18 protein-coding genes and 1 pseudogene are annotated in these 21,890 nt (G+C 36.3%); 14 read left to right on the top strand and 5 right to left on the bottom strand.

The window, feature by feature from the left end; all coding sequences use genetic code 11:
* Positions 1-10 precede the first annotated feature (10 nt).
* The 4 genes from AC1DDK_RS24785 to AC1DDK_RS24770 all read left to right on the top strand — a co-directional run bounded on the left by AC1DDK_RS24785 (position 11) and on the right by AC1DDK_RS24770 (position 3,798).
* A complete protein-coding gene (locus AC1DDK_RS24785) occupies positions 11-1,411 on the top strand; it encodes an efflux transporter outer membrane subunit (RefSeq protein ID WP_172659302.1) in 1,401 nt (466 codons plus the stop codon).
* 86 nt (positions 1,412-1,497) lie between these two features.
* Positions 1,498-2,175: a response regulator transcription factor gene (locus AC1DDK_RS24780; protein WP_172659301.1), complete on the top strand. Its 678-nt coding sequence runs from the start codon at positions 1,498-1,500 to the stop codon at positions 2,173-2,175.
* A gap of 28 nt (positions 2,176-2,203) precedes the next feature.
* Positions 2,204-3,517: a sensor histidine kinase gene (locus AC1DDK_RS24775; RefSeq protein ID WP_477634146.1), complete on the top strand. Its 1,314-nt coding sequence runs from the start codon at positions 2,204-2,206 to the stop codon at positions 3,515-3,517.
* Positions 3,518-3,594: 77 nt separating this feature from the next.
* On the top strand, positions 3,595-3,798 hold the full coding sequence (locus AC1DDK_RS24770) for a hypothetical protein (RefSeq protein ID WP_172659299.1): 204 nt from the start codon (positions 3,595-3,597) through the stop codon (positions 3,796-3,798).
* 62 nt (positions 3,799-3,860) lie between these two features.
* On the opposite strand, the gene AC1DDK_RS24765 is transcribed toward AC1DDK_RS24770, so the two are convergent.
* From AC1DDK_RS24765 to AC1DDK_RS24745, 5 genes and pseudogenes are all read right to left on the bottom strand, one after another.
* Positions 3,861-4,715, bottom strand: coding sequence for a sigma-70 family RNA polymerase sigma factor (locus tag AC1DDK_RS24765; protein ID WP_477634145.1), 855 nt, complete (start codon positions 4,713-4,715; stop codon positions 3,861-3,863).
* A 170-nt stretch (positions 4,716-4,885) separates the two neighbouring features.
* On the bottom strand, positions 4,886-5,233 hold the full coding sequence (locus AC1DDK_RS24760) for an aminotransferase class V-fold PLP-dependent enzyme (protein WP_337718269.1): 348 nt from the start codon (positions 5,231-5,233) through the stop codon (positions 4,886-4,888).
* The gene (locus tag AC1DDK_RS24755; RefSeq protein WP_337718265.1) at positions 5,199-5,432 is read right to left on the bottom strand and encodes a hypothetical protein; all 234 of its coding nucleotides are present in this window, start codon (positions 5,430-5,432) and stop codon (positions 5,199-5,201) included. The genes AC1DDK_RS24760 and AC1DDK_RS24755 overlap by 35 nt, the downstream gene beginning before the upstream one ends.
* Positions 5,413-5,787, bottom strand: a pseudogene (locus AC1DDK_RS24750) (aminotransferase class V-fold PLP-dependent enzyme); the annotation flags it as partial. The pseudogene AC1DDK_RS24750 and the gene AC1DDK_RS24755, both read right to left, overlap by 20 nt.
* 202 nt (positions 5,788-5,989) lie before the next feature.
* Complete coding sequence (locus tag AC1DDK_RS24745) at positions 5,990-7,006, bottom strand: LacI family DNA-binding transcriptional regulator (protein ID WP_172659297.1); 1,017 nt, start codon at positions 7,004-7,006, stop codon at positions 5,990-5,992.
* A gap of 287 nt (positions 7,007-7,293) precedes the next feature.
* On the opposite strand from AC1DDK_RS24745, the gene AC1DDK_RS24740 reads away from it, so the two are divergent.
* The 10 genes from AC1DDK_RS24740 to AC1DDK_RS24695 all read left to right on the top strand — a co-directional run bounded on the left by AC1DDK_RS24740 (position 7,294) and on the right by AC1DDK_RS24695 (position 21,887).
* Positions 7,294-9,711: a TonB-dependent receptor gene (locus AC1DDK_RS24740; RefSeq protein ID WP_172659296.1), complete on the top strand. Its 2,418-nt coding sequence runs from the start codon at positions 7,294-7,296 to the stop codon at positions 9,709-9,711.
* Positions 9,711-10,871 carry a PepSY-associated TM helix domain-containing protein gene (locus AC1DDK_RS24735; protein WP_288883759.1) on the top strand — a complete coding sequence of 387 codons (1,161 nt, stop codon included), beginning with the start codon at positions 9,711-9,713 and terminating at the stop codon, positions 10,869-10,871. Before AC1DDK_RS24740 ends, AC1DDK_RS24735 begins: the two co-directional genes overlap by 1 nt.
* A gap of 136 nt (positions 10,872-11,007) precedes the next feature.
* Positions 11,008-11,982 (top strand): GlxA family transcriptional regulator, encoded by a 975-nt coding sequence (locus AC1DDK_RS24730; RefSeq protein ID WP_477634144.1) that lies wholly within the window; start codon positions 11,008-11,010, stop codon positions 11,980-11,982.
* Positions 11,983-12,155: 173 nt separating this feature from the next.
* Positions 12,156-14,090 (top strand): 30S ribosomal protein S1, encoded by a 1,935-nt coding sequence (gene rpsA / locus AC1DDK_RS24725; protein WP_477634143.1) that lies wholly within the window; start codon positions 12,156-12,158, stop codon positions 14,088-14,090.
* A gap of 113 nt (positions 14,091-14,203) precedes the next feature.
* Positions 14,204-15,814, top strand: a complete 1,611-nt coding sequence (locus AC1DDK_RS24720) for a beta-N-acetylhexosaminidase (RefSeq protein ID WP_477634142.1) — start codon at positions 14,204-14,206, stop codon at positions 15,812-15,814.
* A 67-nt stretch (positions 15,815-15,881) separates the two neighbouring features.
* Positions 15,882-16,403 carry a zinc ribbon domain-containing protein gene (locus tag AC1DDK_RS24715; RefSeq protein WP_172659292.1) on the top strand — a complete coding sequence of 174 codons (522 nt, stop codon included), beginning with the start codon at positions 15,882-15,884 and terminating at the stop codon, positions 16,401-16,403.
* Complete coding sequence (locus tag AC1DDK_RS24710; RefSeq protein WP_288883758.1) at positions 16,404-17,168, top strand: CPBP family intramembrane glutamic endopeptidase; 765 nt, start codon at positions 16,404-16,406, stop codon at positions 17,166-17,168.
* A gap of 85 nt (positions 17,169-17,253) precedes the next feature.
* Complete coding sequence (gene pyrR, locus AC1DDK_RS24705) at positions 17,254-17,802, top strand: bifunctional pyr operon transcriptional regulator/uracil phosphoribosyltransferase PyrR (RefSeq protein ID WP_172659290.1); 549 nt, start codon at positions 17,254-17,256, stop codon at positions 17,800-17,802.
* A 1-nt stretch (position 17,803) separates the two neighbouring features.
* Positions 17,804-18,736 (top strand): aspartate carbamoyltransferase catalytic subunit, encoded by a 933-nt coding sequence (locus AC1DDK_RS24700; protein WP_172659289.1) that lies wholly within the window; start codon positions 17,804-17,806, stop codon positions 18,734-18,736.
* Between the two features lie 133 nt (positions 18,737-18,869).
* On the top strand, positions 18,870-21,887 hold the full coding sequence (locus AC1DDK_RS24695) for a tetratricopeptide repeat protein (RefSeq protein ID WP_477634141.1): 3,018 nt from the start codon (positions 18,870-18,872) through the stop codon (positions 21,885-21,887).
* Positions 21,888-21,890 lie beyond the last annotated feature (3 nt).

The raw sequence follows: 21,890 nt of genomic DNA, 5'->3' as shown, positions 1-21,890 counted from the left end.
ATTTAATCACATGAACTTTAGATATAAATCTTATATAATCATCGGTTTTGCCACACTCTGTTTAACCGCCTGTGTAACTAAAAAATACGAACGCCCGGCCGTAAACAGCAATGATCTATACCGCGACAAAACCGGAACCGATACTGCGACCATTGCCAATTTGCCCTGGAAAACTTTATTCGCTGATGGCACTTTACAAACTTTAATTCAACAGGGATTAAATGAAAACCTTGATTTAAAGCAGGCTGTTGAACGTATTAAAATTGCTGAAGCTACATTAAGACAAAGTAAAGCTGCTTTTTTACCGAGTCTAAGTGGCGATTTATCTGTTACCGATGCTAAACAATCCAGAGCGGCATTAAACTTCCCTCCAGGAATAAATATCAATACAGAAACGCAAACCTATAAAGCACAATTGAGTACAAGCTGGGAAGCTGATATCTGGGGTAAACTGAGTAGTGCTAAAAGATCAGCATATGCTTCTTTACTCCAAACAGATGCGGCAAAAAGGGCAGTGCAAACACAGCTAATTGCTAATATTGCAAACACTTATTACAACTTACTTGCACTGGATAAACAATTAGCTATTACAGAGCAAACTGTAAAAATTAGAGAAACTGATGTAGAAACTATGAAATCTTTAAAAGAAGGTGCAATAGTTAATGGAGCAGCAGTTGTACAAAGTGAAGCAAATTTATATGCGGCGCAGGTTACCATTCCAGATCTTAAAAAGAGTATCAAAGAGACAGAAAATGCACTTAGCATACTTTTAGGAAAAGGACCTGGAACTATTGACCGTACTACTTTAGATGAGCAACAGCCATATAATGCTTTGGAGACAGGTGTATCTTCACAGTTATTACAAAATAGACCAGATGTCCAGGCGGCTGAATTTGCTTTTAGAGCAGCATTTGAAAATACGAATACAGCAAAAACATACTTCTACCCTGCTTTAACATTAACTGCTAATGGTGGATTATCAAGCCTTGACCTGAAAAATTTCTTTGACCAGTCTATATTTTATAACCTAATTGGGGGCATTACACAACCTATCTTCAATAAAGGACAAAATAAAGCAAGATTGAAAACTGCTCAGGCACAGCAACAGCAAGCATTTTATGGCTTTCAACAAACGCTTTTAACTAGCGGACAGGAGGTTTCAAATGCGTTATTTGCTTACCAAACGGCATCTGAAAAAGAAACAACCAGGGCAAAGCAAATTGCATCTCTTACCAAAGCTGTAGATTACACAAAAGAGTTGCTTCGTTATAGCTCGGCAACCAACTACACAGACGTTTTAACCTCTGAGCAGAGCTTGTTAGCTGCGCAATTGAATGGTATAAATGATCGTCTTCAGAAACTTCAATCAATTGTTAATTTATACAGAGCCCTTGGAGGCGGTTGGAAATAGAAATCTAATTGATTAATATTACAGAAACCTTCATGAGTTTATTATTTTAGAATAATAAACTCATGAAGGTTTTTAGCATATTAGAAATGAAAATACTTATTGTTGAAGATGAAAAAACATTAGCACTGGAAATGGCCGAATTCCTTGGCAAAGAAGGATACACCATTGAACATGCCTGGAAAAAGTCATCAGCTGAAGAAAAGATCTTTGTAAATTCTTACGACTTCATTTTACTTGACCTGGGGTTGCCAGGTGGCGATGGCTTCGAGTTGCTACATCAGTTAAAACAAATCGGTGGTCGTGATGATGCCGTGATTATACTTACCGCACGTGGCGATGTTGATGATCGGATTAAGGGCTTAGAGGCTGGAGCCGATGACTATCTGGCAAAACCTTTCTCTTTAACAGAACTATTGGCTAGAATGCATGCCATTATAAGGCGTAAGCACAAACTCGAAATGAATGAGATAAATGTTCACAAATTTACCCTGGACATTAAAAACCATGAAGTTTGTTTTAATGGAGAAAAGGTTAATTTGACAAATAAGGAATTTGAAATTTTCAATTACCTGGTGTTAAATAAAAACAGAGTAATTTCAAGAGTAAATCTTACAGAACATGTTTGGGGTGATATTCTGGAAATTAATTCAGATTCAAACTTTGTTGATGTACATGTTAAAAATCTACGTAAAAAACTATCGGCTCATTCATCCATTAACTGGTTTGAAACAGTTAGAAGTATCGGATACAGAATCAACTTCTAATGCGTAATTTCATATAGTTAATCCAATTATGAAACTACAATTTAAGCTTGCCTTATATAACACGCTAACCAAGATCGCTATTATTACCTTTCTGGGGATATTAATACTGGTATCTATTAWTCATATCTCGGTAAAACACCTTCAGCAGCGTTTGATTCAGAAGAAAGCTAAATTTGTATCAAACCTCTCAACTGGAGAGATCAATGACTTACTCACACAACAAAAAACCTTTACCGATTACAACCTACTTAAGGAAGAATACATCATTCTAAAAGAAATTAAACAAGACAACAAACCCCTTAAAAATCACTTTAGCCAAGAAATACGCAGTATAGAAGATAGTGAAGAGGAGTATCAGATCCTTACTACAGACCTGGTTTTTGAAGGGACAAGATATGAACTCGAATTGGGCGAGACCATGGCAACGGTATACCAATTAGAACATACCATTTCAGTTTTTACATTTTTTATACTTCTTGCTGCAGTTATCTTAACATTAATAACTGACCTGGCTTTCACCCAATTTTTACTAGCTCCTTTTTATCGGATTATAGATCAGAAGCTAAACCGGGTAAATGACCCAATCAACTTCAATTATGAACCAATAAAAACCACAACAGAAGATTTCAAAATACTAGATAATAGTATCAGCATATTAATGAATAAAATTGCAACCTTATTTTTAACAGAAAAGGAATTTATTGCCAATGTTTCTCATGAATTACTTACGCCGATTTCAGTTTTAAATACCCGACTAGAAAATTTACTGAACGATGAAAAGCTATCTCCAGAGGGTGAAAACAAATTATTTGCCTGCCTTAAAACCCTAAGTCGTCTGAAATCAATTATAAACAGCTTGTTGTTAATTTCTAAAGTTGAAAACAATCAGTTTAACAAGCCGGATCTTATTTCTATAAGAGATACAGTAGCCGAAGTATATGAGGAATTAGAACATAGGCTTTTGATGATGAGTTTAACACTAAACATCAATCTTCCTGAAGATTATACTTTTACCGGAAATCGTTCACTGCTCCACACTTTAATAAGTAATTTGGTTAGCAATGCCATTAAATACAATGTTCCATCGGGTGTGATAAACATATATGGCAATAAAGAAAGTGATGGTTTCCATCTTTACATTGCCGACACTGGTCAGGGAATGAACCTTGATGAAGTGAAAGATGCCTTTGTTCGTTTCGAAAAATTCGAATCAAAAAAGGAGGACAGCTATGGTCTGGGTCTGGCTATTGCAAAAAGTATAGCGGCATTTCATCAGATTATAATAGATATCAAATCTGAAAAAGATAAAGGCACTACGGTCGAACTTATCTTCCATTTTTAGCCTTTATCTATCTTCATTAAATCTTCATGTTTGCTTTGCAACTTTGATCTAACAATTAACACAAAATAATTTTAGATATGAAAAGAACAATCTTAGCGTTAGCATTAGTTGCAACAACTTTTGGCGCATTTGCACAAACTCCTGCTGCTCAAAAACCAGCTACTCAAACAACTGCTGCTGCTCAAAAACCTGTAGCCCACAAAACTAAATCACATAAAAAAGCCGCTGTTAAAAAAACCTCTACAGCTGTTGCCCCAAAAGCAGCTGAAAATAAAAAATAAGGCAATTAATTAGGTTCAATAGTTTTGTCTAGCCGTCTGTTTATTAACAGGCGGTTTTTTATTTAAAAGCGATAAGAAGKGTTGTTTCTTAAATAAATACGTATAAACATTAAAACTTCATCTTTTAGCTGTCGGACCCTCTCTTTACAACGGTTTAAAAAAATTGATATGTCTTCAAGAGTATGAACAGTTTGGCCTATTCCAAAAAACATTTTTAGTATCATGTGTTGTCTGGAAGGTAATATCTTAAGTAATCGCTCTATATCATATTGAAAAGATTCGTGGATCAGCGAGGCATCTGTAGCGGGTGAATTCTCATCTGCAATAGTATCCATTAAAGTATAACCTGTTTCATCATTTATTACCATATCAAGAGAATGGGTCTTTTGTGAATCCAATATACAATCCGTTATTTTGTCTTCAGAAATACCAAGTTCTTCACTAAGCTCCTCATAAGTAGGCAACCTTTCATTTTTTTGCTCAAAGTAATTATTTGCATTATTAATCTTCAGTAAGTTTAAAATTTTGTTACCAGGCAACCTTACTATACGATTACTTTCTTGTAAATATGTCCAGATACTCTGACGAATCCACCAAACGGCATAAGAAATGAGCCTAAATCCACGGGTCTCATCAAATTTCTCTGTAGCATATATAAGTCCAATATTGCCGGCACTAATCAAATCGACCAAAGGAAGCCCTTTGCCCTGAAAGGCTTTTGCAATAGAAACCACAAAACGGAGATTGGCCTCGACCACCTTATCCCTTGCTCCTGGCACATTTTCTCTCACTTTTTTTATAAGACTTACCTCTTCATCTGGAGTTAATAAGGGGATTTTGTTTATCTCATTTAAGTACCATGATAATTCTCTAGAATCCCTGTTTAAGATTGATTGAGTGATCTTTAATCTTCTCATACTGCATTTATATTTGTTTAAGTTTAAAATTTCTAAATAGATCTTTGTTTGTAAAATCGTTCATACAATGCACCAAAACTTCAACACCCGAAATATCCATCGCATTGTAAAGAGAAGCCCTAAAACCACCCAAAGAACCAAAACGTCCAATTCCAACTACTCCCCTGCTTTCAGCAAAATTCAGTTTCCCGTTCCCTGTTGTACATTTTGAACGTTATGTTCATTCTTGATCTGTCAGCCTTGTCTGCCAATCCATAAAAACAATTGCTACGGTCAATTGCATCATAAAGCAGATTTGCTTTTGCTATATTCTTTTGTTCTGCTTGTTTAACACCTCCCATTTCCTTTAACCAGCGTAAATTCAGCATTGCCACATAAATAGAAAATACAGGAGGCGTATTAAACATGGAATTATGACTATCATATATGCGATAATCTGACATGGAAGGAATTAGGTTTTGAATTGCTTGTAGCAAAGCTTTTTTAACAATTACCAATGTTAAACCAGCCGGTCCCATGTTGGGCGCCTGCATAGATCAAGTCAAAATCTGCTACATTAATTTCTCTGCTGAAAATATCGGAAGACATATCACATACCATTGGTACCTCCGTTTCAGGGAAAGCAAAAATCTCGGTGCCTTCTATTGAATTATTTGATGTACAATAGAAATACGCTGAGCCAGCAGGAATATGGTAATCATAAGGTATATAAGTCATAGTCACTACCTTTTGAGCTTGCTGCTATATGAACAGGCCCGAACAAACTGGCCTCCTTAATGGCTTTTAGAGAAAAGTATCCTGTGTCTAGATAAACAGCCCTTTTGTGAGGTTGCATCAGGCACATGGGTACCATAGAAAACTGTGTGCTTGCACCACCTTGTAAAAACAGAACACTATAGTCATCAGGCACTTCTAAAAGCTCCCTTACAAGACTTTGGCATTCATTTATTACATTTTCAAATTCTGATGAGCGGTGAGAAATCTCAAGGATACTTAACCCTGTTCTATTATAATTTTTAACAGCACCCGAAGCACTATTTAAAACAATATCCGGAAGAATACATGGGCCTGCTCCAAAATTATATTTTTTATTAGCCTTTGCGGTTTAGGTTGATACCCGCAAAAGTCGGAAGGATCTTTTTAAAAAATAAAGCCCATAAAGTTCAGTAAACTATCCTGTATCGGAAAGATTTACCAAATCTTATTTAGTTCCAAAATCATTCTAATAAATTTAACCAAATATAATTTTTGGATAAACGCTGAAGCTATTGTTATTATTTGACTGTAGTTGAGTCCCTGATGTTTAAGACTGTAGGTAATATTACCTCATAAGATTCATGATCTCCTTTTTGATTATCCAGTCTATTCAATAATATTTTCATGATATTTTCGGCGATTTTTTCAAGTGGCTGGGCTACTGCTGTAATTGGAGGAGCAGAGAATTCAAGTAGTTCAAAATCGTCAAAAGAAAGCAAAGCTATATCTTTAGGAATTTTTAAACCCAATTTCTGTATTGCTCTTAGGCTTGCCATAGTGATATAATTAGTAGCACATATAACTGCATCTAACTTTTTTTCTTCTTTCAAATAATCAGCGACCTCTTGAATTAATTCATTCGAAGGCGCATAAGTAAGTTTTTTAACATATGAGTTTAGCCCTTCTGCTTTAACCGCATCTTCATAACCACTCAAACGATCGAGCATCTGTTGCTCAATTGTATCAATAGTAATAAATCCAATGTTCTTATACCCTCCATCTTTTAGGTGTTTAACAGCGCTACATGTGCCTTGATGATTATTAATAATTACATAATCAGTTTTTATATCAGGGAAATACCTGTCAAACAAAACAACTGGTTTCCTACTCTTCGTCAGCAACTTTACTTCATCTTCCAAACCATGAGGAAGAGCTATGATATAGCCATCAACATGTCGGTCCTGAAAAATCTGTAGCAATTCCTGTGCTTTCGTTTTATTATTTTTTGTGCTGCTATAAATTATTTTATAGCCCTTTTGTGAAGCCTTTTCATCTATAAGTCGTGCAATACTGGAAAAAAAAGGCTCTGAAATATCATCAACCAAAAACCCGATAATATTGGTTTTTCCAGTACGAAAACTTTTTGCCAAAGCATCTGGCTTATAACCCAGCTCTTCAACGAGTTCTAAAACCTTCTTAGTCAATGGTTCACTAATTCTTTTTTCTTTAGCTTTACCATTTACTACAAAAGAAACCGTACTGATTGAGATACCCAATAATTTGGCGATATCCTTAATTGAAACTTTTTTTTCCATTAATTTAATTCCCGATTAATATTGCAATATAGTAAATCAGGAATTATTTCCTATTCTTCCATCTAACTAGCTTGCAGTATAGGTTCTTTAACCCCTTCGGGATTATCAAAGGTAGGCTCCTTCCAAAACATTTCATTTTTTCTCCTAAACCAACGTTTTAAAGATATTTTTTAAAACCACAAAACCAATCAGATTAGATTAATTCTAAATAAATTTTGATTATAAAATATTAGACACTTACTTTGCAGCAAATTAGAATTAATCCAAATAAGCAAACAAAAGAATAAATGAATAATTTTAGAGTATTTAATGTACTTATAACGCTGTTGTTTCTCTCAGTTAATGCTATGGCCCAACAAACCGGCAGCATTACCGGAAAGATCACCACATCAGATGGGCACAATGCTGCATTTGTATCTGTTAAGTTAATTGGGACACCGTTTGGGGCAACTACGAATGAAAAGGGTGATTATGAAATCAACAAAGTGAATCCTGGAAGATATACCATAAGAGTTTCAGCGGTTGGTTTAAGTCCTCAAGAAAAAACCGCAGACGTTACAGAATCAACAAGTACTAAAGTTGATTTTGTATTGAGAGAAGACCTTAGCACACTGGAAGAGGTAAACATATCTACAAATGCCAAAAGATACAAAGTAGATCAACCCTCATCATCTTTAAGATTAAACCAACCATTGTTAGAAATACCGCAAAACATTCAGATTGTTAGCTCATTAGCCCTGGCTGATCAGCAAGTAATTAGCATGAGTGATGGAGTACTCAGGAACGTCAGTGGAGCTGCAAGGCTAGAGCATTGGGGCGACATGTATACCAATATCACAATGCGTGGTTCACAAATTCAAGCGATGCGAAATGGATTTAACTTTGTTGCATCATACTGGGGACCGCTTACAGAGGATATGAGTATGGTAGATCATATTGAATTCGTGAAAGGACCAGCAGGTTTTATGATAGGTAATGGAGATCCAAGTGGAATGTATAACGTTGTTACCAAAAAACCAACGGGCAACAACCGTGGAGAAGTTTCTTTTACCGCAGGCAGCTTTGACCTATATAGAACCAGTATAGATTTTGACAGGAAATTAACCGATGATGGAAAGTTGTTGTTCCGATTGAATGCCGCGGCTCAAACAAAGGACTCATTCAGACCGTTTGAGAAAAATGACCGCTACACCTTTGCGCCTTCATTAAGCTACCAGTTATCCAATAAAACTAAATTAACTGCAGAATATGCATGGCAAAATGCAAAAATGACGGAAGTAGGTTCGTTTTACATCTTCTCTCCTGAAGGTTACGCCACCCTGCCCCGTGATTTTACACTTACCCAACCGGGAGTGCCTCCAACCAGAATTAACGATCATAGTGCTTTTATTAATTTACAACACAACTTTAGTAACAACTGGAAAGCAACGGCACAGGTAGCCTATTCCAAATACCTGCAAAATGGATATAGTTCATGGCCATCTGCAGTATACGCCAACAGCACCCTAATTAGAAATGTTGGTATTTGGGATGCTGAAAGCACCATGAAATTAGCCCAATTCTTTATCAACGGAAAGGTAAAAACAGGTGGTATTAATCATAATATTTTAGCCGGCTTTGATGGAGGAAAAAAAAGCTATATGGCAGATTGGGGTCAATCCCATGATTTGGATCTCCCATCTTCACCTTTTGATTTAAAAAATCCTAACTATGGTTTTCCATCTAATGGCTATCCTGAATTTGACAGAGTAACTAGTTTGAAAGACCGGGCAATTGCCGCAGGTGGGTTAATGGACCAAAAATACCTAAGCGGTTATCTACAAGACGAACTTGGTTTTCTGGATAACAGAATTCGTTTAACACTTGCCGGAAGGTATACCTATGTAAGCCAGTCGGCATGGGGAGGAAGTCCCGACAAAGCAAAACATTTCACACCGCGTGTGGGATTAAGCGTCTCGGTAGACAAAAATACTTCTATATATGCTGTATACGATGAAGCATTTATACCMCAAACTGGATTTTTACGTAATGGGGGAAGTATTGATCCAATTACCGGAACCAATTACGAAGTTGGTATTAAAAAGGATTGGTTTGATGAAAAATGGAATACTACTTTATCTGTATACCGAATTCTTAAACAGAACGAACTTGCTTCAGACCCCTCCAATGGAGCTGGCGATAACTTTAGCATAGTTGTTGGCGAAAAAAGAGCACAGGGTATAGAATTCGACTTAAAAGGCGAGATCTTTACTGGCTTGAAATTGATAGCCAATTATGCATATACAGATGGCAAGGTAACCAAAGTAGCAGATGGTGTAACTGATATGGCTGTTGGCGATGTAGTTCCCGGCTTTTCAAAACATACCTCTAATGCCTGGTTAAGTTATACTTTACAAAGGGGAGCTCTTAAAGGCACAGGTATTTCATCAGGCTTTACCTATCTGGCAGGCAGAGCTATGGGTACGTATAGCGGAGATAATTCAGAACAGAATCTACCTGATTATTTTAAGCTGGACGCCGGACTTTTCTGGGAAAACAAAAATCTAAGAATCACTGGAAACGTATTTAATATCCTGGATAAATATTTATATTCAGGAGCATATTACACCAATTATTGGAACGCACCAACTTATGAACAAGCAGTTTATTCATGGCAGGCAGAATCTCCAAGAAATTATAGATTAAGTATAGCCTATAAATTTTAATGATTAATAACAAAAAATACCGGTTTAAATACTGGATTGGACGAATACACTTATGGCTCGGATTAACATCCGGGCTATTTGTATGTTTTCTAGGTATCACAGGCTGTATACTGGCATTTCAGCGGGAAATAGAGGATACAGTACAATCTTACAGATATGCCGAGATAAGAAATGAGCCTCTGCTACCTCCTTCCAAAATAAAGAAAATTGCAGACCGTGCACTGCCTGGTAAAGAAGCCCATAGTATAGGATATCAAAACGGAAGAGCCTCAATAGTATCTTACTTTAAAGAAGGTGAAGATTATTACTGGACTGTATATGTAAACCCATATTCAGGTGAAGTTTTGAAAGTGAAAGATATGGCCTGGGACTTTTTCAGGATCATGATAATGGGCCACTATTATCTCTGGCTACCTCCAAATATCGGTCAGCCTATTCTCGCTACTGCCACCTTGTTATTTACTTTCTTATTATTTTCAGGATTGATACTTTGGTGGCCTAAAAATAAAGCTGCAAGCAAAAAACGCTTTACTGTAAAATGGAATGCAAAATGGCGAAGGGTAAACTATGACCTCCACAATGTATTTGGCTTTTACATGACATGGGTGCTGATTTTTATAGCATTTTCTGGGTTGGTAATGGGTTTTCAATGGTTTGCTAAATCTGTCTACTGGGTATCTTCAGCTGGTAAGAAGATGATTCCTTTTGAAGAAAGTATCTCAAAAAGCGCTCTTGATGCTAAATTAGTTGCGTCAGCTGTGGGTAAAGCACCCGCAGAGGATATTCTTTGGGCAAAGGCAAGAACCGAAAGACCCGGWTTTGAAGGCAGTATGGATGTGCATCCCCCTCATGCTAAAAACTCAGCAGTAGAAATATCGATTAATCCTGATCCCGACACTTATTGGAAGTCGGACTACCTGTTTTACGACCGTTACACACTGCAAGAAATAGAGGTAAACCATATGTATGGTAAACTTGAGAATGCGACAGCAGCTGATAAGATCGCCCGTATGAACTACGACATTCATGTAGGAGCAGTATTGGGGCTTCCGGGAAAAATAATGGCCTTCGCAGCCAGTTTGATTGCTGCCAGCCTACCCATCACCGGCTTCCTGATTTGGCGCGGACGGAAAAAGAAAAGCAAGCAATCTCTCACTTAATTCACACATTGTGCAAACTTCCTTCACAAAAAAGCACCTACTAGTGAGTTTGGTGTGAAGGAAGTCTGAGCATTGTGTGAAGAAATCATTGGCTTGAGCATTTTTTTCCTAATTTGCATTTCCAAATGCAAAACCTATGATACAAGTTGCACTATTATTAACTAAAAAATATCGTCTCCTTAGTATTGCTGCGATTTTAGACGTATTTGATACTGTAAACAGCTATTATAAATCGAATGGTAAGGATGCTATTTTTAATTTGAATCTATTTTACATTGGAGATTACACCAATGAGGTAGCCATCTTTGAAAAATATATTCCCAAGCTTTTAACTTCCTCTGATAGACAAGACATTGTGTTAATACCTGCATTTGACACCGGAGAAATAGGCTTATCATTAAATGAAAATGTTGAGTTTTTACCCTGGCTACAACAACAATATAAAAAAGGTGCAGAGATCGCCAGTTTCTGCACTGGAGCATTCTTACTAGCCGCAAGCGGTTTGCTTAATGGTAAACAAGCAACCACTCATATCAACGCCAGCTCAGCTTTTGCCTCTTACTTTCCAGATGTAACTTTTAAGCCTGATGCCGTAGTTACTCATGATACAAGAATATATACAAGTGGTGGCGCAACAAGTAGCTTTCATTTACTACTTAGGTTAATTCATAACTACTGCAATCGCGACGTAGCAGTACGTGTAGCCAAAATATTTTCAATTGATATGAACCGTGAGCAACAAAGTCATTTTGGATCCTTTACCCCTATTCGCGACCATGGAGATGAACTGGTGTCCAAAATCCAGCATTGCATGGAAAACACCTATAGTGAGCCTATAACAATTGATGATATATTAAAACAAATCCCATCTAGCCGGCGCAATATTATCAGACGGTTTAAACAGGCTACGGGGAATACACTAATTGAATATCTTCAAAAAACCAGGATAGAAGCCGCTAAAAAACTCCTCGAACAAACAAATCAAAGCATTTTGGAAGTTATGCTAAATTCAGGATATAATGATCTTAAAACCTTTAGGCAGCTGTTCAAAAAGAATTCCGGAATGYCGCCTAAAGATTATCGCGATAAATTTAAAGTGCGGGTTGCATAGCACAAATCCCCCAACCTTTTTAGAATAACTATTATATATATACTTATTTAAATGTTGTGGCAATCCCTACACAATCTGTTCTAAATCAACAACATTTATCAAAAAAGTCTTTTCTTTAAAAATATTAATTATTATCTTTGCCGTCCCTAACGGGAAAAGGAGATTTAATTTTAATGGCTAAAAAACAAGTAGCAGAAAAAGAACTAGAGGCTAAAACAGCTGAACTACAAGGCGCAGATGCTCGTCTTGCAGAAAAAGAAACCATTGAATCAGAAGCTGATTCAGTGTCGATCGAACAGATCAAATCATCGTTAGCAACACCTGATCAAGATTTTGACTGGGATGCTGATGATAAAGTTTTCGGAAAATACTCGGATGAAGACCGTAAAAAGTTTGAAGACATGTATACCGATACTTTCAATCAAATCACTCAAGGTGAAATCATTAGCGGTACTGTTGTTTCTATAAACAACAAAGACGTGGTATTGAACGTTGGATTTAAATCAGACGGTTTAGTATCTACTTCTGAATTCCGTGATACACCTGATTTGAAAGTTGGCGATAAAGTTGACGTTTTCGTGGAAGCTCCAGAAGATGCTAACGGCCAATTGATTTTATCTCGTAAAAGAGCTAAAACTCAGAGATCATGGGAAACTATCAATGAAGCCCTTGACAATGACAGAATCATCAACGGATTTGTTAAAAGCCGTACTAAAGGTGGTCTTATTGTTGACATTATGGGTGTTGAGGCTTTCTTACCAGGTTCTCAAATTGACATCAAACCTATCCGCGATTACGATGTATACGTGGGTAAAACAATGGAATTCAAAGTTGTTAAGATCAACCACGAGTTTAAAAACGTAGTTGTATCTCATAAAATCTTAATTGAAGACGACTTAGAAAGCCAAAAAGTTGAGATCGTATCTAAACTTGAAAAAGGTCAGGTACTTGAAGGAACTGTTAAAAACATCACTGACTTCGGTGTATTCATCGATTTAGGTGGCGTTGATGGTTTACTTCACATCACTGATATTTCTTGGGGCCGCATAGAGCATCCAAAAGAAGTATTGAGCTTAGACGAAAAAATCAACGTTGTAGTTCTTGACTTTGATGACGAGAAAAAACGTATCGCATTAGGATTAAAACAATTAACTCCTCACCCTTGGGAATCTTTAGATGCTAACTTAGCTGTTGGTTCTAAAGTTAAAGGTAAAATTGTTACTGTTGCTGATTACGGTGCTTTCCTTGAAATCATTCCTGGTGTTGAAGGTTTAATTCACGTATCAGAAATGTCTTGGTMTCAAAACTTACGTAGCCCTCAGGAATTCCTGAAAGTTAGCGACGAAATCGAAGCTGAAGTTTTAACTTTAGACAGAGACGAGCGTAAAATGAGTTTAGGCATTAAACAATTAACTCAAGATCCTTGGCAAAATGTTGCTGAAAGATATCCTATTGGAAGCAAACATACTGCTGTAGTCAAAAACATGACTAACTTCGGTGTATTTGTTGAAATCGAAGAAGGTATTGACGGTTTAATCCATATATCTGATCTTTCTTGGTCTAAAAAAGTTAACCACCCTAACGAATTCACTAAAGTTGGTGATACATTAGACGTAGTTGTTCTTGAATTAGACGTTGAAAGCCGTAAATTAAGCTTAGGTCACAAACAACTTGAAGAAAACCCTTGGGATACTTTCGAAACTATCTTTACTGTAGATTCAATCCACCAGGGAACTGTTGTTAAAGTAACTGATAAAGGTGCTGTTATTGCTTTACCTTATGGTGTTGAAGGTTTCGTACCTACTAAGCATATGGCTAAAGAAGATGGTACTACTATCAAAGCTGAAGAAACTAATGATTTCAAAATCATTGAGTTTAACAAAGATGCTAAACGTATCGTTGTTTCTCACGCCCGTATCTGGGAAGAGGCTAAAGCTGAAGCTGTTGCTGAAGAAAGAGCTACTAAGAAAAAAGAAGCTAAAGCATCTAGCAATGCAGTGAAAAAAGTTAAAGATTCAGTTGAAAAATCTACATTAGGTGATTTAGGCGTGCTTGCACAATTAAAACAACAAATGGAAGGTGAAGAGAATAAAGCTAAAAAAAGCTAGTTCCATTTAACTTTATATAATATAAAGGCCCTCAAAATTTGAGGGCCTTTTTTTTGCTCTAAAATTTGGACTCATATTATTACTTTTGAGCAACACACATGATACCTCCTACTATGAGAATAACACTTAGCTTATTTTTACTCATCATTCTTTCCTTTAAACTGAGTGCGCAAGATATAATACCTGCACCCGTTGAAATGAGGGCAGGATCCATACCCAACGAGAAATTTAGTATCGATAAAAACACTGTGATCTTTATTAATACTTCACAGGCGCAGTCTTCCGCTCAATTCTTATCAGATTATATCTCTAACCATTATAACTTACAACTGGAAATAATTACTGAKATTACAAAAATTGGCCCTCGGCGATCTATAAATTTAATTGTAGACAGCACATTATATCCCAATCCTGACAAGTACACACTCTCAGTGCTTCCAACCACAATAAATGTAGGGTCGCCATCTCCCCAAGGCATTTTCTATGCGATACAAAGTATTATACAGCTTTTACCATCGCAACCAGACAATCCGGAAAAACTGACTATTCCAACAGTGGAGATTATTGATTATCCCCGCTTTGCCTATAGGGGAATGCACCTTGATGTTAGTCGGCATTTTTTTGATGTTAATTTTATTAAGAAATACATTGATTATCTGGCACTGCACAAACTAAACTATTTCCATTGGCACCTGACTGATGACCATGGTTGGCGGATAGAGATTAAAAAACACCCCAAGCTTACGGAAATTAGTGCATGGCGTAATGGAACTATTATTGGCCTTTATCCTGGAACAGGAAACGACGGGATTAGATATGGAGGATACTATACACACGAGGAAGTTAAAGAGATAATAAAATATGCAGCAGAAAGGTACATCACCGTTATTCCTGAAATTGAAATGCCCGGACATAATATGGCAGTATTAGCCGCTTATCCGGAATTGKGAACCACTCCTTCCATACCAACTCAGGTGGCGCAAACATGGGGTATCTTCAACAAATTCAATAACGTGTTACAGCCAACTGAGAAAACATTTAGCTTTCTGGAAGATGTTCTGACAGAAGTAATGGAATTATTCCCTTCTCCGTACATTCATATTGGAGGTGATGAATGTTCAAAGATTTGGTGGAAACAATCTCCATTTGCACAAAAGCTGATTAAAGAAAAAGGATTAAAAGATGAGAATGGTTTACAAAGCTATTTTATTCATAGAATGGAAAAATTTGTAAACAGTAAAGGAAAAACGATAATTGGATGGGATGAGATTCTGGATGGTGGCCTGGCGCCTAATGCTATTGTGATGAGCTGGCGTGGAGAGAAAGGTGGCATTGCAGCGGCAAAACAACACCATAAAGTAATCATGACTCCAGAAAATTCTATGTACTTTAATCACGGTCAGTTTATGAAAGATGACTCATTGACGGCGGCTAAATTTTTACCACTAAAAACTGTTTATGATTATGAGCCCGTTCCTGCTGAACTTACTGCCCAAGAAGCAGAATATATTTGGGGCGGACAGGGAAACCTTTGGTCGGAATATATTGCAAATCCAGCCAAAGCTGAATATATGCTTTTCCCCAGATTAGATGCACTTAGCGAAGTTTTATGGAGCCAAAAAAATAAACGCAATTATGTCGATTTTAAGAAAAGGCTAAAGAAGCAGTTTAAGCGTTACGATTTAATGCTTATAAATTACAGTAAAACATACACAAATAAGTAAAGGGAATTTTCAATTAATTTTGTGATTACTTATTACAGTTATATCTTTAAATAAATTAACGCCTTATATGGAATATCATACAAACTCATGTCCTTGTTGTAATAACAAGCACGAATCTGACGATTTATTTTGCAATGGATGTGGCTTCCCACTTAAGGGAACTCAACAAGAACAAGACTTTTTTTATTCTGAAAGAAATGCTAAAGAAATCGACCTTTCGGATTTAAATAATAATGTCGAATCTGCCCGAAAATCACTATACTGGATTGCAGGACTTAGCGTAATATCATTTTTTGTTGGATATTTTACAGCTAAAAATGAACAGGATAAATTCGCTATTCTATTTACCTCGGTGATACTTATAGGAGCTTTTTTAGCTTTTGGCGTATGGAGCAAAACCAAACCAACAGCAGCTATGATATCCGGATTGTCACTTTATGTGATTATCCATGTTATAAATGCCATTGTAGACCCCGTTACAATATTTTCAGGCATTATTTTAAAGGTGATTATTATTGTTTACCTTATAAAAGGAATTAGATCAGTTTTAGAAGTCGACAAACTAAAAAAAGAACTGAACATCAATTAATTGGAAACTCAGGAAATTCAGCAAATAGAATGCAGCCACTGTAATGGTTTAATATCTATCAACAATAAATATTGCAGCATTTGTGGTAAAGAACAGAAAAAAGACCAAACTCTTATAGACTCTAGAAAATGGCCCGGACTTAAACAGATCGGGCTATTTTTTGCTATAGAGCTTACTTGCTGTGTTGCAGCACTATCGATAGATAATTTCGACATATCTACAGCAATTATCTTTGATATAATAATGGCGGGAACAGCGGTGCTATTCTTCTCTTATAACTGGAGAGAAAATGCGCATCTGTTAAAATGGCCAAATTTTTCCCTTAAAAAAACTATTATCTGTATTATAATAAGTATAACGGCATCTATTATAGTTCAATTTCTTGTTGAGCATTTAAACCACTCGCTCTTCAATACAGATTATTCTTATTACACTATATACAAGCCGCATAAATATGGCAAATACATCATGATTATTTCAGTTGCCTTATTCCCAGCATTATTTGAAGAGCTGGCTTACCGGGGCTATCTGATGCAAAAATTACTAACAATCGTAGACAAAAAAGAGGCCATATACATTACCTCTATTCTATTCTTTTTTATGCACCTCAGCATGACATCATTTTTCTGGATGTTACCTTTTTCAATTGTCCTGGCCCAAATAAGGATTAGCGAAAATACACTTTGGTATGGAATTATAATACATTTCACTTTTAACCTCACGGTATGTATGATGGAGATTTCAACTTTTGATACCTTGATTTAAATTACAACCTAGAATATTTTCAAAAAGCTTACTCAGAGGTTTGGTGTTACAACTTTTTGGCTATATTTGTACAACAATTTAGTCAATGCAAAAGAGAACCCTGCTAGACGGACAAAAATTCCAAATCACAATTAAGCGACTTTGTCATCAATTAATTGAGAATCACATCGATTTTTCTAATACTGTTTTAATAGGTATACAGCCAAGAGGCAGTTACTTTGCCGACAGGGTGCAACAAGAGCTTTCACAAATCCTTAAAAAAACCAACATTAAAAAAGGCAATCTGGACATCACCTTTTTTAGAGATGACTTTAGGAGAAAGGACGGAATAGTTTCTGCAAACAGCAATACCATAGATTTTATAATTGAAGGCCAGAATGTTATCCTTATTGATGACGTATTGTGGACCGGCAGAACAATTAGGGCTGCAATGGATGCATTACTTGCATATGGAAGGCCTGAAAAGGTTGAACTAATGGTGTTAATAGACAGGCGTTTTTCCAGACAACTACCTATCGAGCCAGATTATATAGGCCAGAAGGTAGACAGCCTAAACTCACAAAAGGTTAAGGTAAGCTGGAAAGAAACCGAAGGAGAAGACAAAGTTATCTTATTATCAGAAAGCAATAAATAGTATGGCAGTAGAGAAATTATCAACCCGACATCTTTTAGGTATCAAAGATATTAACCGGAATGATATTGAATTAATTTTTGAAACTGCAGATAACTTTAAGGATGTAATTAACCGACCTATCAAGAGGGTTCCATCTTTGAGAGATATCACCATTGCAAATATCTTCTTCGAAAACTCCACCAGAACCAAACTTTCTTTCGAACTGGCAGAAAAGAGGCTTTCAGCTGATGTGGTTAATTTTGCAGCGTCTTCTTCCTCTGTGAGTAAAGGAGAAACGCTAATAGATACTGTAAACAATATCCTGGCTATGAAAGTGGATATGGTAGTGATGAGACATCCATATGCCGGAGCCGGACAATTTTTAAGTAAGCATATTAAAGCTCAAATTATAAACGCAGGAGATGGTGCACATGAGCATCCCACCCAAGCGCTACTTGATGCTTTTTCCATTCGCCAAAAACTGGGCGATGTAGCCGGAAAAAAAGTAGTAATCGTTGGCGATATCCTGCACTCCAGAGTTGCCATATCAAATATTCTTTGCTTACAAAAGCTTGGTGCTGAGGTGATGGTTTGCGGCCCTACTACTTTAATTCCCAAGCACATCCAAAGCCTTGGTGTAAAGGTTGAACATGATCTGATTAAAGCACTTAACTGGTGTGATGTGGCAAATATGCTCCGCATCCAGCTGGAAAGACAAGACATTAAATATTTCCCTTCATTAAGAGAATACGCCATGATGTATGGGCTGAATAAACAGATTTTGGACAATCTTGATAAAGAAATAATTGTAATGCATCCAGGCCCAATTAATCGCGGTGTAGAGATTACTAGTGATGTTGCTGACAGCAAACAATCAATCATCTTAGAACAGGTAGAAAATGGGGTTGCCGTAAGGATGGCAGTACTTTATTTACTAGCCTCTCAAAGAGATTAACTTTCTTTAACAGCTTTTTTATACCATTTTCTTTTTCTGTTCGTTAAACCTGTGTTATTAACACATGTTAATTTCTTATGCTATCAAGACACAATACTATATCTATATTAGTACCAACCATATTTGAAATCAGATGCAAAAAAAATACTTTTTTATTCCGCTGTTACTAGCAGGCGGCTATACTGCAAGTTATGCCCAGTCGAGCCTACTAGTTAACCTCAATAAAAATTATCAAACAGGACTCGAACTGCTTGACAATGAAAAATACGTTGCTGCTGCCCAGCAATTTAAACTGGTTGAACAGCTTAGACAAAAACCAGGAACACAACAGGAAAGCAACTCGGAACTTTCCTTATTAAAAGAAAATGCTAAATTCTATGCTGCTGTTTGCGCATTAGAATTGGGCAATAATGATGCAGAGAGTTTATTTCAAAATTTCATAAAAGATTATCCACTTAATCCCAATACAAAACTTGCCTATTTTCATGTAGGAAAATCATATTTTGATCAGAAAAACTACAAGAAAGCATTAGAGTGRTTTGAAAAAACAGATCCTTCTACTCTTTCTGCTAAGCAACGTTTAGAATATCAGTTTAAGCAAGGATACGCTTATTTTTTACAGAACGACATTGAAAAGGCCGAGCCTTTATTTGAAACTGTTAAAAAAGAAAAATCTCCTTTCCAGGAAAGTGCTACCTATTATTTTGCGTACATCAATTACCTGAACAAAGAATATAAAACTGCATTAAGCAACTTTGAGAAACTTAAAGGATCTCCAACATACGAAGCTAGTTACCCTTATTACATTACTTCAATGTATTATCTTGATGAAAGATATGATGATGTATTAGAATACGCCCTGCCCATTCTTAAATCTTCAAAACAACAATATGAGGCAGAGATGTTAAGTCTTATTGCTGCTTCATATTTTGCAAAATCTGATTTTGTAAATGCAGAGAAGTATTTCAAAGAGTTCTACGCTAAAGATAAATCAAATGTTAAAAATAACCTTTTCATTTATCAATACGGATACTCGTTATTTCAATTGAAAAGATATCCTGAATCAGTTTCAATTTTGGAAAAGCTTGATACGGATGATGTATACCTTCAAAGCGGGATGTACACTTTAGGTCGCTCTTTCATTATTCTTAAAGACAAAGAGAAAGCAAGAAGTGCCTTCTTCAGGGCATCAAGACTTGATTTTGATAAAGTTATACAAGAAGAATCATGGATCAATTATGCAAGGTTAAGTTATGAACTAGACTTTAATCAGCAAGCTCTTGAAGCGACCCAGAACTTTTTAAAACAGTTTCCAACTTCTCGCAAAATTAACGAAGCAAAAACCTTACTTGGAGAAATTCTATTGACCAGTAAAAACTATCAGGCTGCAATAGATATTCTTGAACCGATTCAAAGCAAATCGCCAGAGGCCAGAGAAGCTTATCAAAAAGTGACTTACTTTAGAGGACTGGAGTTTTATAACGAACGAGCATTCCCTAACGCTTTATCAATGTTCTTACGTTCTGAGAAGTTCCCCGAGGATAAAGAAATTCACGCATTAAGTACGTATTGGAAAGCCGAGGCTTCTTACGAATTAAGAAAATTTGGTGAAGCTGTTAAACATTTCGAAACATTCCTTGGAATGCCTGATGCTGATAAAACCGGGGTTTATAATTTTGCAAATTATGCCCTTGCCTACGCTGCATTTGAAAACGAAAGCTACGGAAAAGCAGCTACATACTTTGAACGCTTCTTAGCGGGTAACGATAAGGATCAAAAAACAGTTAACGATGCCATCATAAGGTTAGCTGACTCTTATTTTGTAAATAAAAGTTACGGCAATGCACTTGTAAACTATAACAAGATCATCAATGCCAGATCTACGGGCGAAGATTATGCACTTTTTCAACGTGGTATGATCCAGGGATTGGAAAATCAAAATGAGGCTAAAATTGGAACCATGCAGGATCTTCTTAAACAGTTCCCTAATTCTAATTATGCTGATGATGCTGGTTTCGAAACTGCCTATACTTATTTCAATATTGGCAATTTCGATAAATCTAGTACAGATCTTATTAGTTTAGTTAGTTTATATCCTAATAGCAGTTATGTTCCAAGAGCCTTGGTTACCATTGGCCTTGTTCAATATAATCAGGATAAAGACGATCAGGCATTAGAGTCATTCAAAAAAGTAATCAGAGATTACGCCAGTAGCGAAGAAGCAAAACAGGCATTAGAATCTATTAAAAATATCTATGTTGACCGTGGTGATTCACAAGGTTTCATCACCTATGCTAATTCTACTCCCCTAGGTAATTTCTCCGAAGCAGAACAAGATAATATAGTTTTCCAGGGAGCAAATAACCTTTATTTAAAAGGCGACTTCAAAGGTGCTTTTGAAGCTGTAAATGCTTATTTTGATAAGTATCCGAAAGCAATACATGACAAAGAAGCTAAGTTTGTTAGAGCTGAGTCATTGGTTAAGCTTGGTCGCCCTCTGGAAGCTGTTGCAGATTATGAGTACATTCTTAATGACTGGACAAGTGATTATACTGAACGTTCACTGGTAAGTATTTCTCAATTGTTTTTAGATCAGAAGAAATATAACGAAGCAATTGTTTACCTAAAAAGACTAGAAACTACTGCCGATTACAAAGTTCACCATAGTTACGCTATAAATAACCTCCTGAAAGCCTACGACGCATTAAAGATGCCTGATGATATGATCAAGTATGTTCAGTTGATTAAAGAGTCTGAAAAAGGTTCTGAGGAAGAGAAGAACAGTGCTGATCTATATGCGGGTAAGGCCTATTTATTAAAGGCCGATACAACAAGTGCAGTAAAAGCCTTCAATAATGTAGTAAGTAAAACTAAAACCCTGGCAGCAGCCGAAGCTAAATACAATATTGCTGCAGTACAATATGCCAAAGGTGATTATAAAACCTCAACTAAAACATGTTTTGATCTGATTAACAATATGGCCTCTTATGACTATTGGGTTGCCAAATCGTTCCTTTTATTGGCAGATAATTATGTAGCTCTAAAAGATAAGTTACAAGCTAAAAGTACGCTCTTAAGTATTATCGACAATTATGAAGGCAAGGATGATATCGTTCCAACTGCTAAAGAGAAATTAGAAAAAATTAAATAAGAT

Source organism: Pedobacter sp. 05T44 (assembly GCF_056395985.1).
This window is presented reverse-complemented; position numbering and strand designations above follow the sequence as displayed.

What these genes read in the sequence shown, in the direction of transcription:
- AC1DDK_RS24780 (WP_172659301.1), top strand. Translation starts at nt 1,498, where the DNA reads ATGAAAATACTTATTGTTGAAGATGAAAAAACATTAGCACTGGAAATG.
- AC1DDK_RS24785 (WP_172659302.1), top strand. Translation starts at nt 11, where the DNA reads ATGAACTTTAGATATAAATCTTATATAATCATCGGTTTTGCCACACTC.
- AC1DDK_RS24770 (WP_172659299.1), top strand. Translation starts at nt 3,595, where the DNA reads ATGAAAAGAACAATCTTAGCGTTAGCATTAGTTGCAACAACTTTTGGC.
- AC1DDK_RS24755 (WP_337718265.1), bottom strand. Translation starts at nt 5,432, where the DNA reads ATGACTTATATACCTTATGATTACCATATTCCTGCTGGCTCAGCGTAT.
- AC1DDK_RS24745 (WP_172659297.1), bottom strand. Translation starts at nt 7,006, where the DNA reads ATGGAAAAAAAAGTTTCAATTAAGGATATCGCCAAATTATTGGGTATC.
- AC1DDK_RS24700 (WP_172659289.1), top strand. Translation starts at nt 17,804, where the DNA reads ATGGCAGTAGAGAAATTATCAACCCGACATCTTTTAGGTATCAAAGAT.
- pyrR (WP_172659290.1), top strand. Translation starts at nt 17,254, where the DNA reads ATGCAAAAGAGAACCCTGCTAGACGGACAAAAATTCCAAATCACAATT.
- AC1DDK_RS24760 (WP_337718269.1), bottom strand. Translation starts at nt 5,233, where the DNA reads ATGGGACCGGCTGGTTTAACATTGGTAATTGTTAAAAAAGCTTTGCTA.
- AC1DDK_RS24715 (WP_172659292.1), top strand. Translation starts at nt 15,882, where the DNA reads ATGGAATATCATACAAACTCATGTCCTTGTTGTAATAACAAGCACGAA.